The 14,847-nt window shown below is 51.6% G+C and carries 16 protein-coding genes; 10 read left to right on the forward strand and 6 right to left on the reverse strand.

What is annotated here, in order from left to right; translation table 11 throughout:
• Window positions 1-11 precede the first annotated feature (11 nt).
• Both PsWM33_RS15275 and PsWM33_RS15280 read left to right on the forward strand, forming a co-directional pair.
• Window positions 12-2,657 (forward strand): TIGR02302 family protein, encoded by a 2,646-nt coding sequence (locus PsWM33_RS15275; RefSeq protein WP_063300802.1) that lies wholly within the window; start codon window positions 12-14, stop codon window positions 2,655-2,657.
• 52 nt (window positions 2,658-2,709) lie between these two features.
• A complete protein-coding gene (locus tag PsWM33_RS15280) occupies window positions 2,710-3,420 on the forward strand; it encodes a TetR/AcrR family transcriptional regulator (RefSeq protein ID WP_208994576.1) in 711 nt (236 codons plus the stop codon).
• Window positions 3,421-3,476: 56 nt separating this feature from the next.
• On the opposite strand, the gene PsWM33_RS15285 is transcribed toward PsWM33_RS15280, so the two are convergent.
• The 4 genes from PsWM33_RS15285 to PsWM33_RS15300 all read right to left on the reverse strand — a co-directional run bounded on the left by PsWM33_RS15285 (window position 3,477) and on the right by PsWM33_RS15300 (window position 6,862).
• Window positions 3,477-4,778, reverse strand: coding sequence for a S41 family peptidase (locus tag PsWM33_RS15285; RefSeq protein ID WP_063300803.1), 1,302 nt, complete (start codon window positions 4,776-4,778; stop codon window positions 3,477-3,479).
• A 166-nt stretch (window positions 4,779-4,944) separates the two neighbouring features.
• Window positions 4,945-5,340 (reverse strand): response regulator, encoded by a 396-nt coding sequence (locus PsWM33_RS15290; protein ID WP_063286186.1) that lies wholly within the window; start codon window positions 5,338-5,340, stop codon window positions 4,945-4,947.
• Window positions 5,341-5,354: 14 nt separating this feature from the next.
• Window positions 5,355-5,900 (reverse strand): hypoxanthine phosphoribosyltransferase, encoded by a 546-nt coding sequence (gene hpt, locus PsWM33_RS15295; RefSeq protein ID WP_057464651.1) that lies wholly within the window; start codon window positions 5,898-5,900, stop codon window positions 5,355-5,357.
• Window positions 5,897-6,862, reverse strand: coding sequence for a zinc-ribbon domain-containing protein (locus tag PsWM33_RS15300; protein WP_063300804.1), 966 nt, complete (start codon window positions 6,860-6,862; stop codon window positions 5,897-5,899). Before PsWM33_RS15300 ends, hpt begins: the two co-directional genes overlap by 4 nt.
• Window positions 6,863-7,285: 423 nt before the next feature.
• Here PsWM33_RS15300 and ftsE point away from each other — a divergent pair, with 423 nt between their 5' ends.
• The 5 genes from ftsE (at window position 7,286) to PsWM33_RS15325 (ending at window position 11,202) form a co-directional block, all read left to right on the forward strand.
• Window positions 7,286-7,945, forward strand: a complete 660-nt coding sequence (ftsE, locus tag PsWM33_RS15305; RefSeq protein ID WP_057464653.1) for a cell division ATP-binding protein FtsE — start codon at window positions 7,286-7,288, stop codon at window positions 7,943-7,945.
• Window positions 7,938-9,017 (forward strand): cell division protein FtsX, encoded by a 1,080-nt coding sequence (locus tag PsWM33_RS15310; RefSeq protein ID WP_208994577.1) that lies wholly within the window; start codon window positions 7,938-7,940, stop codon window positions 9,015-9,017. Before ftsE ends, PsWM33_RS15310 begins: the two co-directional genes overlap by 8 nt.
• A 102-nt stretch (window positions 9,018-9,119) precedes the next feature.
• Window positions 9,120-9,827: a YdcF family protein gene (locus PsWM33_RS15315; protein ID WP_208991618.1), complete on the forward strand. Its 708-nt coding sequence runs from the start codon at window positions 9,120-9,122 to the stop codon at window positions 9,825-9,827.
• A gap of 65 nt (window positions 9,828-9,892) precedes the next feature.
• Window positions 9,893-10,672 (forward strand): lysophospholipid acyltransferase family protein, encoded by a 780-nt coding sequence (locus PsWM33_RS15320; protein ID WP_063294583.1) that lies wholly within the window; start codon window positions 9,893-9,895, stop codon window positions 10,670-10,672.
• A gap of 158 nt (window positions 10,673-10,830) precedes the next feature.
• Window positions 10,831-11,202: a hypothetical protein gene (locus PsWM33_RS15325; RefSeq protein ID WP_208994578.1), complete on the forward strand. Its 372-nt coding sequence runs from the start codon at window positions 10,831-10,833 to the stop codon at window positions 11,200-11,202.
• Window positions 11,203-11,215: 13 nt separating this feature from the next.
• On the opposite strand, the gene PsWM33_RS26835 is transcribed toward PsWM33_RS15325, so the two are convergent.
• The gene (locus PsWM33_RS26835; RefSeq protein WP_342585933.1) at window positions 11,216-11,911 is read right to left on the reverse strand and encodes a gamma-glutamylcyclotransferase; all 696 of its coding nucleotides are present in this window, start codon (window positions 11,909-11,911) and stop codon (window positions 11,216-11,218) included.
• On the opposite strand from PsWM33_RS26835, the gene PsWM33_RS15335 reads away from it, so the two are divergent.
• A complete protein-coding gene (locus PsWM33_RS15335; RefSeq protein WP_063294582.1) occupies window positions 11,835-12,878 on the forward strand; it encodes a DUF2125 domain-containing protein in 1,044 nt (347 codons plus the stop codon). The two genes, PsWM33_RS26835 and PsWM33_RS15335, sit on opposite strands and share 77 nt — an antisense overlap.
• Window positions 12,879-12,892: 14 nt before the next feature.
• Here PsWM33_RS15335 and PsWM33_RS15340 read toward each other — a convergent pair whose 3' ends face one another.
• Complete coding sequence (locus tag PsWM33_RS15340) at window positions 12,893-13,354, reverse strand: GNAT family N-acetyltransferase (protein WP_063294581.1); 462 nt, start codon at window positions 13,352-13,354, stop codon at window positions 12,893-12,895.
• A gap of 268 nt (window positions 13,355-13,622) precedes the next feature.
• Between PsWM33_RS15340 and PsWM33_RS15345 the strand changes: the two genes are divergently transcribed.
• Both PsWM33_RS15345 and PsWM33_RS15350 read left to right on the forward strand, forming a co-directional pair.
• Window positions 13,623-14,525 (forward strand): HpcH/HpaI aldolase/citrate lyase family protein, encoded by a 903-nt coding sequence (locus tag PsWM33_RS15345; protein WP_063294580.1) that lies wholly within the window; start codon window positions 13,623-13,625, stop codon window positions 14,523-14,525.
• Between the two features lie 91 nt (window positions 14,526-14,616).
• Complete coding sequence (locus PsWM33_RS15350; protein WP_057464660.1) at window positions 14,617-14,823, forward strand: DUF1737 domain-containing protein; 207 nt, start codon at window positions 14,617-14,619, stop codon at window positions 14,821-14,823.
• Window positions 14,824-14,847: the final 24 nt, after the last annotated feature.

Genomic DNA, 14,847 nt, shown 5'->3' on the forward strand with positions numbered 1-14,847 from the left:
GCGAGGCCTTTGTGACCCATCAGAATGAGAATGGCGGCAATAAAAACCTAAAGAATGCCATAGCTTCTGCAAGCGAATTGCGAGAGCATAAGACGCGTTATGGCGAAGGGGCAGGGCTATTTGACCTGTGGCAGTCCCTGTTTTCTCAAAGATTATCCTACCGATTGAAAAGGCTGGCTTTTAAAGCGCAGCTTTATTTGTTTTGGGAGCGATTTTGGCCCGCCATTCAGGTGCCGCTTATTGTGGCCTGCCTGTATGTAGCTGTCAGCTTTTTAGGATTGTGGCAGCTGCTTGGGTTTTATGGCTCTGCGGTGGGATCAATCCTGTTTCTCGCTGTTTTCATTTGGAGTTGTTACCCGCTTTTACGCCTGAAGCTTCCCGATGAAGCGGAGGGGCTGCGCAAGGTGGAGCTTGCCAGTGATCTGCCGCACCGACCTTTGCTCTCTTACAAGGATGAGCAGGCGACCGGGATGGATGACGAAGAGGCGCTTGCGCTTTGGTCTGCTCACCAAAAGCGATTGCGAGAGCGGCTTAAAAACCTGCGTGTTGGGGGCGTTAATCCGCGTGGGTTTGCCAAAGATCCTTATGCCCTGCGTGTTTTCGCCGTTATGTTGCTTGTGGTGGGGTATTCCGTTTCGGATGCGAACCGGTGGTCCAGCCTTTTGGCACCGTTCCAGTCTCAGGGTGTGGGAAGTGTTTTAACTGCTCGCATTGATGCGTGGGTTACTCCACCAGCTTACACGGGTGAGGCTCCTGTTTTCCTCAGCGGGGATGCCAATCAACTGCGGGATTCCCGGGATGCGCTCTCGATTGCCAGTGGCAGTGAGGTGCTGGTGCGGGCGCAGGGCACAGGTGAATTCTCCGTTGTTTATTTTTCGCGCCGCGGACAAGAGGTTTTGGAACCGGAACGTGTTCAGCCAGGAGCTGGTGAAAGCTCTGCAGAGCTGAAAACCACCGAATGGCGCTTTCCGTTGAACTCAAGCGGACGCTTGCAAATTCTTCAAAATGACTCTCCGAAATATTCCTGGAAGATTGCTATTCGCCCTGATTTGCCGCCCCGCATTCGTTTGTTTGATGACCCAGAAGAGCAGCTTTCCGGCAGTCTCAAGCTGACTTATCTGGTGCAGGATGATTACCGCGTGGTTTCTGCTGAAGCTATTATGGAGCAGGTTCAGCGCGGGGATGAGGGTAGGACGGGACGATCTCTCGTGGAGGCGCCACGGTTTAACCTGAGTTTGCCGCCCAAAGATTCCAAGATGGCTGTCGCGCAGACCTTTCAGGATTTGACGGCCCATCCATGGGCAGGTTCTGAGGTGGCTCTTGTGCTTGTGGCTCGTGATGAGGCTGAGCAAGAGGGACGCTCGCAGCCCGTTTATATCCAGCTTCCGGAGCGCCGGTTCAATAAACCTTTGGCGCGGGCGGTTGTTGAGCAACGCCGTAATCTCGCAATGAACGTTGAGAGCTATCCGCAGGTGGTGGATGCGCTGGATATGCTGATGATTGCGCCGGAGCGGTTCATCGATGATGCAGGGTCCTACCTGCCGTTGCGCTTTGCTTATGCCGAGTTGGTGGCAGCCAATACGGATGAGCAGCTGACAGACATGCTGGACGTGCTGTGGAACGTGGCGCTGACGATTGAGGATGGTGGTTTATCTGCTGCCGAGCGGGCTTTGCGTGAGGCGCAGGAGGCATTGCGGAGGGCATTGGAACAGGGGGCTTCGGAGCAGGAAATTGCTGAGCTGATGAGTGATCTGCGTAAGGCGCTGGATGATTATCTGAAATCCATGGCCCAGCAGATGCGCGAGAACCCTCAGCAGCTTGGTCAGATGCCGATGGATGAGAACTCTCAACAGATTACCCCTCGGGACCTGGATGACATGCTGCGCCGCATGGAAGAGCTGGCGAAAACCGGTTCTTTGGAGGCTGCCCGTGAGTTGTTGGCGCAGATGCAGCAGATGCTGGAGAACATGCAGAACGCGCAGCAGCAACAGCAAGCGCCAAGCCAGCAGCAACAAGAGATGTTGCAGGCCCTGGAAGATCTTGGTGAGATGATCCAGAAGCAGCGCAACCTGATGGATGAAACGCACCAGTTTGATCCGGACAGCCAGCAGCGCCGTCCCGGCCAGCGCAATGACCAGCAGGATAAGCGTGGTCAGGGTGGTGAGATGAGCAATGAGGAGGCTCAGCAGGCCTTCCGCGAGTTGCAGAAGCAGCAACGCAATCTCTCTGACGACCTGCAGAAGCTGCTCGACAGCATGGCGAACAACGGAGCCAAGCCGAGCAAGGATCTGGATAGTGCTGGTAACTCCATGGAGGATGCTGGTGACGCACTTGGAGCGCAACAGGCAGATGAGGCTGTGTCTGAGCAGAGTCAGGCTTTGGAATCCTTGCGCAAAGGCGCTCAGCAGCTTGCAGAGCAACTGGCTGGTCAAGCTGGTGGGCAAGGGCAAGCAACCAACTCTCCGCTGAACGAGGACCCGCTTGGTCGTATGCGCCGTGTTGAGGGGCCGGAGTTTGGCAGTCAGGTGAAAGTGCCTGATGAGATTGAGGTTCAGCGCGCGCGGCGCATTTTGGAAGAGCTGCGTCGCCGGCTTTCCGATCCCGATCGTCCGCAACTTGAGCTGGAGTATCTGGAACGGTTGATGAAGCGCTACTGATTTGCGGATTCAGGATGCTTTAATGAAGAGTTAGAAAACTAGATTGATCGCGATGTCGGTCCTTCCAGTTTTCTTTGCCATTTGGCAGCTCCTTCATTGTCGTGCCCGCTTTAGCTCCTATACTTTCGCCATGAGCCAGACAGATCCAAACAAACCTGAAGTTCTGTCACACATCATCGAAGAGGTGATGGATGACTGCATCAGGGTGTTTGTGCTTAAGGGGCTGCAAGCCTGTTCCATGGAAGACTTCTATGAGGCCTGTGGACCGCATCGGGCGTATGTGGAAGAACACTTCACGACTAAGCAGGACTTCTGCGCTGCGGTTTTGCTGTGGTGGCTCAACAGCATTTTTGCGGAGCTGAAAAGCACGATTTCGCTGCACTCCAATCTGCATTCGGCTATCGAAGCGGTGCTATATGAGTTCATCGATATCTGTGTCGGTCATCGTGAAAGCAAGCACGGCGATAAGTTTTGTGTGCTCGACAGTATGGCGTTGTTTGACGAGGAGCTGCTGGCGAAGTTTGCGATGTATTATCAGGAGGGTGTGAAGCATTTTCGCCTGAAATTCATGGATCTGAAGAGTGAACTTAAAGACCCTGATGATATTGAGAAGCTTCTGATCTTCTATGTGATGATCCTTGAGGGGCTTTATGTTCTGATCCGTCGCGGATTCTCCTGCAACATGCTTTTTGAATATGCGGATATGAGCCTGCACACGCTGGAATTTTATGAAAAGCGCCCGTCTGATAAGGCGGCTGATTAAAGGTCCGCAGGCACCGGCTGCGAAACCGAAGCTGGATGAGGGCGTTAGAGATTGGCTTAGCTGGTCACGGCTTGCCTGAGCAGTTGCTGTGCAAGTGTGAGGGCGGGGTCGTTGCCTTGGCGGATGTCTTCTGGCGTTGGCATAACCGGATAATCCGGATGTATCCCAACTCCTTCAAACCTTGTCCCATCTGGAAAATCAGTACGCTTTGCCGAGATTGTGAGCTGTGTTTTGGGCAGAGGTGCCTCAAAATAGGGTTGTCCGGTTGAACCTGCGGATGCTTCGCCTACGATTGTTGCGCGTCCGGAATGTTTTAGAGGTATCAAGAGATCTTCGGTTGCTGAGCCGCTGCCAACATCAATCAGAATAATCAGCTTTCCTCGAAACGGTGTGGCACTGGCGGGGAAAGTTTCACCATTTGTGAGGAGATGCATTGCTGTTGTTTCAGCGTTGGGCTGGGTGTGATGTGCGGAGAGTTCTCCGTTTTGCCATGCAGCCACGCCTTGTTCAGCTTTCTCCAGTCCGGTGATCTGAGGTGTTCGTTCCATCCAGATTGCGATCGGCTCCAGGCAGAGTTTTTTCATGAGCTTCATGGGTGTGTTGCCGCCGCCATTGCCACGTAAGTCAAGGATGAGTGGGGACTGATTGTCGATCTGGCTTAGGAAGGCGAGAGCTTGTTCCTCGTACTCTGGTTTTGAGAAGCTGCGGATGATCAGGCGTGGATGCTTTCCCGACGTGTCGAGTTCAAATGCTTTGAGATATGAAAGCGGATGCTTGTGTCCTGCGCGGGTGATCTGCAGGCTTTGCCCGTCGTGAAGAGTGATCTTGAGTTGGTTTGGCAAAAGAAAGCTATTGAATAGCAGCAGGTTGCGTTCTGCCGCTTCTGGCCTTGAGGCGCTGACAAGCTTTGTGTACCTCGCAAAGAACTCATCAGCAGGAAGGTCGTTGACCTGCTCAATGATGTCTCCGGTTTTGATGTCTTTGCGGGTTGAGCCACAAACAGTCCATGCGCGCTTTGAGGCTGATACGGGTAGGGGGCGTGCCCAGAACCCGAAGCCTGAGTTTTGCAAGAGTGTGAAATCAATGAAGTGAGTATGCGCGTTCTCAAGGCGAGCCAGATAGCTCTGCGTTGCGAGCAGGAAGCCACGGCGATCTTCGACGTCTTCCAATGCACCTAGATAGCGAAAGTAGAGATCTGCGTTGCTGGTTTCCGGGATGTTTTCCCAATGCGCGAAACAGCTTTCTACCGCTGTATATATTCGGCTGGCTGCATAGTACTTTGCTACAGGAGGAAGGGGCGCTGCCGGGTCTTCCAAGCGCATCATTGCTTGTTGAAGGGCAGAAGTCTCTTGTTCCATGGGAAAGCTCACTCAAAACCAACAATGAAATATGCGCATAGAAGATCAGGAAACCCTGATTTTGTACAGCGTGTTGGATTTAGGTTTGGCGCTTGAGACTGAAAAAACAAAACGCGACCGCTCAGAGGAGGGATCGCGTTTCTTGAAACTTTATTGGGGAAGGGCTTTAAGCAAACGCGGTTTGCTGAGAGCCTTCTTCTTCTGCCAAGGCAGTGGTGACGGCTTTTCTGACTTCCACCAGTGAAAATGGTTTTGTCAGAACGTCCTTCACGCATTTACCGACTTCTTCAGAGCGTTCACGCTGGTCTGCGTAACCGGTCATCAAAAGGATTGGCAGGCCCGGATAGCGAGCGCTACTTTGCATCGCAAGTTCGATACCATCCATCTCCGGCATTCTGATGTCGGAGAGCAGAAGGTCAAACCTGCCCTGCTGTTGCAGCAGTACAAGAGCGGCTTCGGCGCCATCTTCTACGGCGGTCACTTTGTGCCCGTCCAGCTCCAATGCACGTTTTACAAAGGCGCGGACTGCATCATCGTCTTCCGTCAGAAGTATGTGAGCCATTATAGCCCCCCTAGTTAGTCGTCACCTTCCTGCGGCACGTAGCCGATGAATGGCAACTGTCTCCATGCATGCCCCATGTCCATGCCGTAGCCGACGACGAATTTATCCGGACAATCAAAGCCCGTATAATCCGATTTAACATCGGCTTTTCTGTGGTTCGGTTTGTCCAGGAGTGCAGCAATCCGGACAGACTTGGCTCCACGTTCGGCGATCATGTCGCGTGCAAACTTCAGAGTGCGGCCGGATTCAAGAATATCATCGACCAAGATGACGTCTCTTCCGGTCACGTCGCTTTCGATATCGCGGAGGACTTTTACCTCTCCTGACGACACCGTTCCACTTCCATAACTTGAAAGGTGTAAAAATTCCATTTCCGGAACGGAACCTGCTCTGTGCAAAGCACGGGCAAGGTCAGCTGCAAAAATGAAGCTTCCTTTCAAGACCGCTACTACGAGGAGATTGTGAGGCTTGTCCTGTGAGATAGCTTCTGCGACGGCTTTTACGCGTGCCGCGATTGCTTCTTCATCAAACAGCACGCGGATTTCCGGGTTACCGGTCATCTAATGCTCGCTCTTTTCTTTTGGCGCTCAACAAAGCGCAATTGAATGTCGGCGGCTCGCTCTGGCGGATTGTTTAGCCGAGCTCTGAACCGGGTTTTATCACCTGGTGCAAGCCAGTCTTCTCTTGGCTCAACAATCCAGGAGTGTATCTCTTGCGTGTCCAGTGAGCGCAACGCCAGCTTAATCGCCGGAATATACGTCTCGCTTCTTGTAATATTTTCTACAGAACCTTCCACCACAAGCACGACGGAACCGTCGTCCACCTCACGAAATGTTCTCAGATCCTTAAATACAAGACCACGCAGATTTACGGTCATACCAGCCAACTGGTAAAGACCAGCCAAATCGGGGAAGGTTCTTACGATTGATTCACGGTAGTGCACAGCTGAAAAACAGAGTGCGAGTGAAGCAGCAAGAAGACTTGCGCCCAGCAGGCCTTTCGCGCTTATAACACCTGATTTGCGGGATGACTTGGTTTTTTTTCTAGATCTTCGGTTGGACTTTTGAGAGGCGCCTTCAGATTTCATTTTATCGTCGGGTTTATCCTCTTCAGAACCCGTTGGTTCTTCTGGTGCCTCATAGGAGTTGCTGGCCTTGTCACTGGACTGAGTGCCGGTGTCCTTGTCCATAGAACCGCTTGAATCTGAAGGTTCTTCCTTGGGTTTTCCTACAAGGTCTTCTTCTGAAAATGCTTCGTGACGATCTGCTTTATCGCCGAGACCAGCCCAATCGTTTTCATCCAAACTTTCAGAGAACGAGGGCTCTTTGCGGTCGTCATCGGGTGTTGAATTGTTGTGTACTTCGGGCTTAGCATCGAGTGCAGCGGCCCAATCGTCCTCTACCTCTGGTGTAACCTGCCAGATATGATTGCAGCTGGCGCATTTTACTTTGCGGCCAGTCTCCCCAATTTTGTCCGTTGGGATCTCGTAGGCAGTATTACATTGAGGGCAGATAATTTTCATCGAGCGTGGTCCAAAAGCGGTTGGCCTTTAAAAGGAATGGACAAGCCGCTTAAATCCTTCATTTTCTAGCGTATTCCTCTTTGAGAGCCGAAGAAGGCTGTCGGGAACACGTCTCAGAGCCACCAAATATGCAATATACTCACAAGTACTCAACTGCGTAGGCTTTGACTAGCCTAAATACAGGTGCTTCACGTCAGGTTGAGTGACTAGAATTTATTTTATCTGAAGTATGAGGACCTCTATATCCTTAATGAAGTGTTAATTTATTCGAGGGATATCCAAAGGAACAGGCTCGCATAAATTTGCAGGGGTAAGTTCAGTCAAAAATTGAACGCGAGAAAATTATTTTTTAGAGTGATTTGCACGAGTTTGGCCTCATTTTTCTGATAAGGCGAAACCTCACGTCTGCTAGGGGAATTTTCGGTGATACGCTTTGAGAATGTGGGACTTCGGTATGGCATGGGCACTGAAGTACTTCGGGATTTGACCTTTTCCATTGAGCCGCAATCTTTTCAGTTTCTCACTGGTCCTTCAGGTGCGGGCAAAACCAGTTTGCTGCGCCTGTTATTCCTTTCTATGCGCCCCACTCGCGGGTTGATTTCTGTTTTTGGCAAAGACACCACCAAGATCGCAAAGGCTGAGCTGCCGTCCATGCGCCGCCGGATTGGTGTGGTGTTTCAGGATTTCCGGTTGCTGGATCACCTGACCACCTACGAGAATGTGGCTCTGCCGCACCGTGTTGCGGGGAAATCAGAGGCAGAGTACCGTCCTGATGTGATTGATTTGCTGAAGTGGGTGGGACTTGGTGACCGTATGCATGTGCTGCCGCCTGTTCTTTCCGGTGGTGAGAAGCAGCGCGCTGCTATTGCGCGGGCGTTGATCACGCGGCCTGAAGTTTTGCTTGCGGATGAGCCGACAGGTAACGTGGATCCTCCGCTTGCCCGCCGTTTGTTGCGTTTGTTCATTGAGCTGAACCGGCTTGGCACTTCCGTGGTGATCGCAACCCATGATTTCCATTTGCTGGAGCAAGTGGAAGCTCGGCATCTTATCCTCAACGACGGGCGGTTGGCTGTTCATGACTGATACTCAGCAAAGACGAGAACCGCCAATGTCTGGCCCGAAGTCGGGGCCAAAACGCGCGCCTGCTGGACAAAAAAGGCCTAGCAGACCGCGGAAAGGACCGCCAAAAGGCAAGGGTGGTCGCCCGGTCAAAAAAGCGGCGGGTGCAAAACCTTCTGGTTTGCGATTCAAGCTCAAAGCGAGGCCTGCTCCGATTGTACCGCCGCAGGCGATCTCCGGTCAGGCCTTGATGCTTGTTGTGGCGATCATGAGTTTTCTGGCCTGCCTGACCGTTGGGTTTGTTGCCATCGTCAATGATGCGGCGAATGACTGGACCAATGATCTGGTGCGCGAGGTCACTGTGCAGATCCGTCCTGCGGATGGCGTGAACATGCAGCAGGAGATTGATCGCACGTTGGCTCTTGTTCGCGAGTTTCCCGGTGTCGGGGATGCGCGTGCGCTCTCTGATGAGGAAACCAAGGGATTGCTTCAGCCCTGGCTTGGGGCCGGGCTTGAACTGGAAGAGCTTCCGGTTCCGCGTCTGGTTCTGGTGGAAATAGATGATCCTGAGTTGCTTAATCTGGCAGATATGAAGGCAAAGATTGAGCAGGATATTCGTGCAGCCTCAGTAGATGATCACCGTGTCTGGAATCGCCAGCTTTCTGCGATGGCGAATACCGCTGTGCTTGTAGGTTTTGGTATCCTGGTGCTTGTTCTGTTTTCCATGGTGCTCTCCGTCATTTTTGCGACGCAGGCTGCTATGTCCGGCAACAAGGATGTGGTTGAAGTGCTGCACTTTGTTGGTGCGGAAGTTAGCTTTATTGCCTCCGAGTTTCAGCGTCACTTCCTGGTGTTAGGGCTTAAAGGCGGGGTCATCGGCGGTACGATTGCCGCACTGAGCTTTCTGGTCATCGGTTTCTTTGGCAGTTCGGACATTACTTCCGTCAGCGGTAATCAGGTTCAGGCCTTGTTTGGGACGGTGCAGGTGGGTGTGATCGGGTACGTTGGAATTGTTGCGGTTGTGGTGCTTGTTGCGGTCTTAACCGCTCTGACGTCTCGTCTGGCTGTCCACAGACATTTGGCAAATATGGATTAAGTGTCGTTTTCTTCCCATTTTCGCCAGTTCTGATATGTAGTCAGGAAAATATTCGTTCAGGTTTGTGGCTATAAGCATTGTAGCGGCATCATGGAGCATTCTTTGAATACGCGCGACACAGCGGCTAAATTTAAAGCACCCGGTGAGCAAGAGCCGGTACCAGCCAGCGTTGATAAACGCTCTGGCCGGAAGTCGTTTGTCCGGTGCAGTATCCGTTTCTTCTTTTTGTTGTTTCTGATTTGCTCTGTCGTTTTTGCAGCTGGCTTCTTGTGGTTTGTGGAAGTTTTGCAGCCCGCCGTGCAGGCTGTTGTACCCAAACATGCTGATGGCATTGTTGTTTTGACTGGTGGTCGAGACCGGATTTCGCAAAGTCTGGATCTTCTGGAAGTGGGAAGCGCGAAGCGTCTTTTGATCTCTGGCGTTCACCCATCAACCAGTGCAAAGCAGATTGCGCGGCTTAATTCCAAACGGATGTGGTTGTTTGATTGCTGCGTTGATCTGGACCGAAAAGCGCTCAATACCATCGGGAATGCCGAGGAAACGGCGAACTGGGTGCGAAAAAATCAGTTCAGCTCACTGTTGGTCGTTACCAGTGCCTATCACATGCCTAGAGCGTTGGCCGAATTGCAAGTTCGCCTGCCGGATGCTGAGCTTTACCCAAGCCCTGTCTACCATAAAGAGCTGGATTTAGAGCGTTGGTATGAAAGTTCTTCGATAACAAAGCTTCTCCTCCGCGAATATGTGAAGTATATCCTCGTTCGGCTGCGAGTTGAGCTGGACGCTGTATTCCCTGTAAGACACTCCTCTTAATTTCGTAAGATGAAATCTGAATTCACCTTGGCATAGTGCTGGGTGGAAATGGTTGTGAAGGTCCTATGCTCGTCCTGCGTTCCGTTCTTTTTAACGTGCTTTTTTACATCAGCACCCTGATCATTATGATCGCGTGTATGTTTTTGTTTATTCTTCCTGTCCGGTATTGCTGGTGGTTGCTGCCATTCTGGTGCCGTGTAGAGAAGTTTTTGTTGCGTTGGGTTGGTGGTGTAAAATCCGAGATCACAGGCCTCGAAAACCTGCCAGATACGGGCTGTGTCATCGTTTCCAAGCACCAGTCTGCATGGGAAACGTTTGCGCTTGCTGAGTATTATCGTCAGCCAACGTTTATCCTGAAGCGTGAGTTGCGCTGGGTGCCATTCTTCGGATGGTATCTGATGAAGTTCCGCCAGATCCCTGTTGATCGCGGTAAAAAGGGCAAGGCCCTTGCTGCCATGGGTAAGAGAGCTGCTGAGGCTATTGCGGAAAACCGCAATATCATCATTTACCCAGAAGGAACACGCCGTCCAGCTGGTGCTGAGCCACAATACAAATATGGTATCGTGCACCTTTATAAAACGCTGAACTGCCCTATTGTTCCGATTGCTCTTAACTCAGGTGTTTATTGGCCGCGTCGCCGGTTCTTCCGTTTCCCTGGCACGATCAAAGCAGAGATCCTTGAGCCTATTCAGCCGGGCTTGCCACCGGAGGAATTCTTCAAGCTTTTGCAGGAGCGGATCGAGACTGCCTCTGAACGTTTGCTTGATGAAGCGGAAAAAGATACGCCGGATAACATTATCATCAAAGAAGCTCGTGTACTGCAGGCAGAATATAAGAAAAAATAAAGATTTTGCGTGGAAATCAGATGTTTCAAAGGAAGAAGGTCGCCTTTGCCTTAAAGGCGGCTTCTTTTTTTGACAATGCTCTGGCTTAACTTGTAACATGTTCGCAGTTTGTTCTATAAAGTACTATGGGAAATAGCAGGAGAAATCAGGAGAGTGCGTTGCAGTACTCATTGTTTGATGATCGCTTGCCAAGTGGCAGGTCTCCACGTGTGTCAGAGGAGCTAGGTGCTGGTAGCCAGTTCAAATACTGGTCTGGTGCATCCGGGCATCGTTACCTCTTTACCCGGATCTCTCCGGAAGAAGTTTCTGACTATGCGGAGAACCTTGTTCTGATCACAGACAAGAAGAGCGAAGCCGTTGTCTGGCTCGGGTTTTTGGGTATGTCGAATGAAAAGACCCCAATGCCTGCGCTGAAACCTTCGCAGGGTGCATACGTACATCTTCTGGCAGAAGACAGCGCGGAGAGGGATCGCGCTCACAATGATCTGTGTACGGGGATCTTTTCTTATATCAAGCAGGAAGACGAGTAGTCGAAACCTGAAGTTATATCGAGAGTTGTCGTGCCAGCCATTCTACGTTCTGGTCTTTAATACCCATTTCCTTCATATGCGCGTGAGTGTTGAGTACATACTCCGGATTTGCGCCAGACTGACCCACAGCCCCCTTTACAATCTGCAATTGGTCTTTTAGCGGTAACGCACCTGCATATTGCTCGTGTTTCTGGTCTGCAACGAATGTGACTGCACGAACTTTGGTGCCTTCCTCGTCCAGCAAACGGACACGGCGGTGTGTTTCCAGATACACCATGGTTTGCTGTTCACGTTCGCGGAGGTACCCAAGTGTGTGCTGCCAGTTTTCTGGTGAGACCCTGAATGCCATGCCGATGCAAGCACCGCCTTTATCCAGCCCAAATACCAGTCCAGGGTTGTCTTGAGTCCCACGATGAACCCATGAATACACACAAAGAGTTCTATGAACGCCATGCAAGATTGCGGGGACTGCTTGCTCGAAAGTAAAGCCAGGGCGCCAAATTAGTGAGCCGTAGCCAAATATCCATAAATCTCGCATAACTATTTTCTCGTAGAATTCTTTGAATGACACGCCTATCAGGCTCGTAATCAGCATGCAACTCACAGCACTGTGTGAGGGTAACGGAGAGTAGATGACTGAACCAAAAGTATCCCGGCCTCCAAGAAAGTCTGCGTATTTCGTTTTGGCGATCCTTGTCGCCTTGATCATTGGCGGGTGGTCCGCCTATTGGGCAGTTGGGCGCGGTATTGTTTCTGATGTTTTACGCAATGGTGTAAAGGTTGCGGAAGCAGACGGCGGAGGTCTTAAATGTGGTGACCAGCAACTTGGTGGTTACCCGTTCCGATTTGAACTGACCTGTACCCCGTTCCGCATGGATAAGAACGGAGAGTGGTATTTTATCAATGAGTTACGTGGTGTAGCGCTGGCTTATAACCCGACCCATGTGATCTTTGAGGCGACCGGTCCTGCCGAGGCGAACTTTGGTCAACAGGGACCTGCATACTCAGCGCATTGGAAAACTGCTCAGGCGAGCGTGGTGGCTGAAAACAGTAAGCCTGCCAAAATTGACGCTGTCTTTAAAGAGCCGAAGCTGACTTACACCATTGGCGAGCAGTCCGTTGAGTTGAATGCTGAGCGGACAGAAGCGCATATGCGCCGCGTTGAAGGCAATGAGGACGCGCTTGATCTGGCTGTGCAGGTCAATGGCCTGACAGCGGGTAAAGTGTCTGATGATGTGCCGTTGGATATCAGCCTTGTTATTCAGTTGCCGGAGGGCTCGAAGCTTCTGGACGGCAAAGTTCGCAATATTGCTGATTTGATGGTTGATGAAGAATTAAAGGTCAACCTCTCCAGCTTGCAGCTGAAAAGCGGTGAGTTTTCCGTCAATACGGGTGGTGATCTGGTGATTGACCGTCAGGGGCGTTTGAATGGAACGCTGCCGCTGGTGATCACTGGTATTCATCAGTTGGAGGATGTGTTGCGGCCACTGTTCCCACAAGGCTCCAAGATGCTTGAAACGCTGCAAAAGACTGCGATGAGTATTGGGCAGGGAAGTGCGGTAAATGGTGTGCCGACGCTCAAGATCCCAGTGACCATTGAGAATGGGCGTGCTCGTATTGCGTTCTTTGATCTGGGGCCTGTGCCTCAGTTGATCATAAAAGAAAGCGGCTCGTAAGAGCCGCTTTTGGTTTATGCGAGAGCCAGACGGTCAATCGGGACGATGAAGCTGTCTTTGTCGTCTGGTTCTGCCAGATTTTCAAAGAGGCTGTTGTCGACCTTATTTTTGTTTGGCACCAGCCAGCGGACATGAAGCCAATCACGTTCCTTGCCGATCCTGGAGATTTCTTCCACGAGAGTGCGACCGATGCCGGTTTGGCGATGGTTCTGTACGACGTAGATATCATCCAACTGGCCAATGCGCAGGCCAGAGATCAGGTCTGGAATGTCAAAGAAAGCAGCAAAGCCAACCAGTGTCTCACCTTCGAATGCACCAATGATTTCGATGGACTTGTCTTCGAGCAGGCGCTCGGAAAAGACTTCGTCCGGGCGACGTGGAGCACCGCGCTTAAGAGCTTGCGCATTCTCTGCAATGAGAGGGGCCAAGTCTGGCGCGTCACCGGGTTTTAAGGCTCTAAAAGAAAGATCAGCCATTATACCTCTTCCCGTTCCTTCGTTTGATTTTGCGTTATAGAGTGACCCCAAAAATCCCTTAAAATCAAGGTGTGAAAGTCTCATAGGGCTTGGAATTTTGTGGGATGCCTAATTCCTAAGGCTGGCTTGTTTTTCATCGGTGCTATTATTGCGGCCAAAGACCTAGTGTTTGACGGTTCAAAACTCGTAAATAGCACGAATGGTGAGTAGTGAAGGCGGGTTGAGGCCTCTAAACTCAGCCTGATTTTGCAACGCAACAGGAAGTGTCATGTCTAGCTCAGAGCAAGTTCACAGTATCAGACCGCGTCGCAGTGCGCTTTACATGCCGGGCTCAAACGCACGGGTACTGGAAAAGGCCAAAGGGCTGGATGTGGATGTGCTGCTGCTGGACCTTGAAGACGCTGTTGCGCCTGATGCCAAAGAGATGGCGCGCACCCAAGTGTGTGAGGCTGTCGCTGGTGGCGGTTACGGGCATCGTGAGCTTGTTATTCGTATCAATGGGATGAAGACCCTCTGGGGCCAGGAAGACCTGAGAGCAGCTGTTGCTGCCAAACCGGATGCTGTGCTTTTGCCGAAGGTGGAGAGCCTTGCTGATATTCAGCCTGTTGCGGATTATCTGACTGAGCAGGGTGCTGATAGTGTTCGCATCTGGGCGATGCTTGAGACCCCGGGTGCGATCCTCAATGCCTCCGAGATTGCTGAGGCTGCCAAGGACCCACATAACCGTCTGGACGTGTTCATCATCGGCACCAATGATCTGAGCAAGGAGAGTGGTGCAAAGATCCTACCGGGACGTGCTGTTTTGATGCCTTGGCTGATGACCCTCCTGGCGATAGCGCGTGTTGGTGGCGCGGATATTCTGGATGGCGTTTATAACAACTTCTCTGACCTTGAGGGCTTTGCAGAAGAATGTAAGCAGGGGGCAGAGATGGGGCTGGATGGCAAAACGTTGATCCATCCGAAGCAGCTTGGGCCTTGCAACACTGCCTTTGCGCCGAGTAAGGCGGATGTTGAGTGGGCGAAGAAGATGATTGCCGAGTTTGAGCTGCCAGAAAACCAGAGCAAAGGCGCCGTGCAGGTTGATGGCAAAATGGTTGAGCGTCTGCATGCAGATATTGGCCGCAAAACGGTTGCGATTGCTGAGGCTATCAAGCGGCACGTGAACGCGTAAATTTGAACTCTGTGCACGTTTTAACCTCTGGTATCAGATAGGTGTGGCTGGTAGGTTCCCGCCCACACCAGAAGAATTTAAAGGAATAAACATGCGCCTTTACCGCCTCATTACCGAACCGGATTCTGCAAAGTTTTGTCACCGCGTCACTGAAGCGCTCAACAAAGGTTGGGAACTGCAGGGCTCTCCAACCATGACTTATGACGCAACTCAGGGCCTTACCATTTGTGGTCAGGCTGTGGTCAAACATGTTGATGGTGAGAAGTACACGCCAGAGACCAAGCTTGGTGCTTGGTAAGACACGTCTTTGATTGATGTTGGA

The sequence above is a fragment of the Pseudovibrio sp. WM33 genome (assembly GCF_001623165.1).
Classification (GTDB): domain Bacteria; phylum Pseudomonadota; class Alphaproteobacteria; order Rhizobiales; family Stappiaceae; genus Pseudovibrio.

Coding starts and splice junctions, on each gene's coding strand:
- PsWM33_RS15280 (WP_208994576.1), top strand. CDS start 2,710: ATGTCGGTCCTTCCAGTTTTCTTTGCCATTTGGCAGCTCCTTCATTGT.
- PsWM33_RS15285 (WP_063300803.1), bottom strand. CDS start 4,778: ATGGAACAAGAGACTTCTGCCCTTCAACAAGCAATGATGCGCTTGGAA.
- PsWM33_RS15290 (WP_063286186.1), bottom strand. CDS start 5,340: ATGGCTCACATACTTCTGACGGAAGACGATGATGCAGTCCGCGCCTTT.
- hpt (WP_057464651.1), bottom strand. CDS start 5,900: ATGACCGGTAACCCGGAAATCCGCGTGCTGTTTGATGAAGAAGCAATC.
- PsWM33_RS15300 (WP_063300804.1), bottom strand. CDS start 6,862: ATGAAAATTATCTGCCCTCAATGTAATACTGCCTACGAGATCCCAACG.
- PsWM33_RS15310 (WP_208994577.1), top strand. CDS start 7,938: ATGACTGATACTCAGCAAAGACGAGAACCGCCAATGTCTGGCCCGAAG.
- PsWM33_RS15320 (WP_063294583.1), top strand. CDS start 9,893: ATGCTCGTCCTGCGTTCCGTTCTTTTTAACGTGCTTTTTTACATCAGC.
- PsWM33_RS15335 (WP_063294582.1), top strand. CDS start 11,835: ATGACTGAACCAAAAGTATCCCGGCCTCCAAGAAAGTCTGCGTATTTC.
- PsWM33_RS26835 (WP_342585933.1), bottom strand. CDS start 11,911: ATGATCAAGGCGACAAGGATCGCCAAAACGAAATACGCAGACTTTCTT.
- PsWM33_RS15340 (WP_063294581.1), bottom strand. CDS start 13,354: ATGGCTGATCTTTCTTTTAGAGCCTTAAAACCCGGTGACGCGCCAGAC.
- PsWM33_RS15345 (WP_063294580.1), top strand. CDS start 13,623: ATGTCTAGCTCAGAGCAAGTTCACAGTATCAGACCGCGTCGCAGTGCG.
- PsWM33_RS15350 (WP_057464660.1), top strand. CDS start 14,617: ATGCGCCTTTACCGCCTCATTACCGAACCGGATTCTGCAAAGTTTTGT.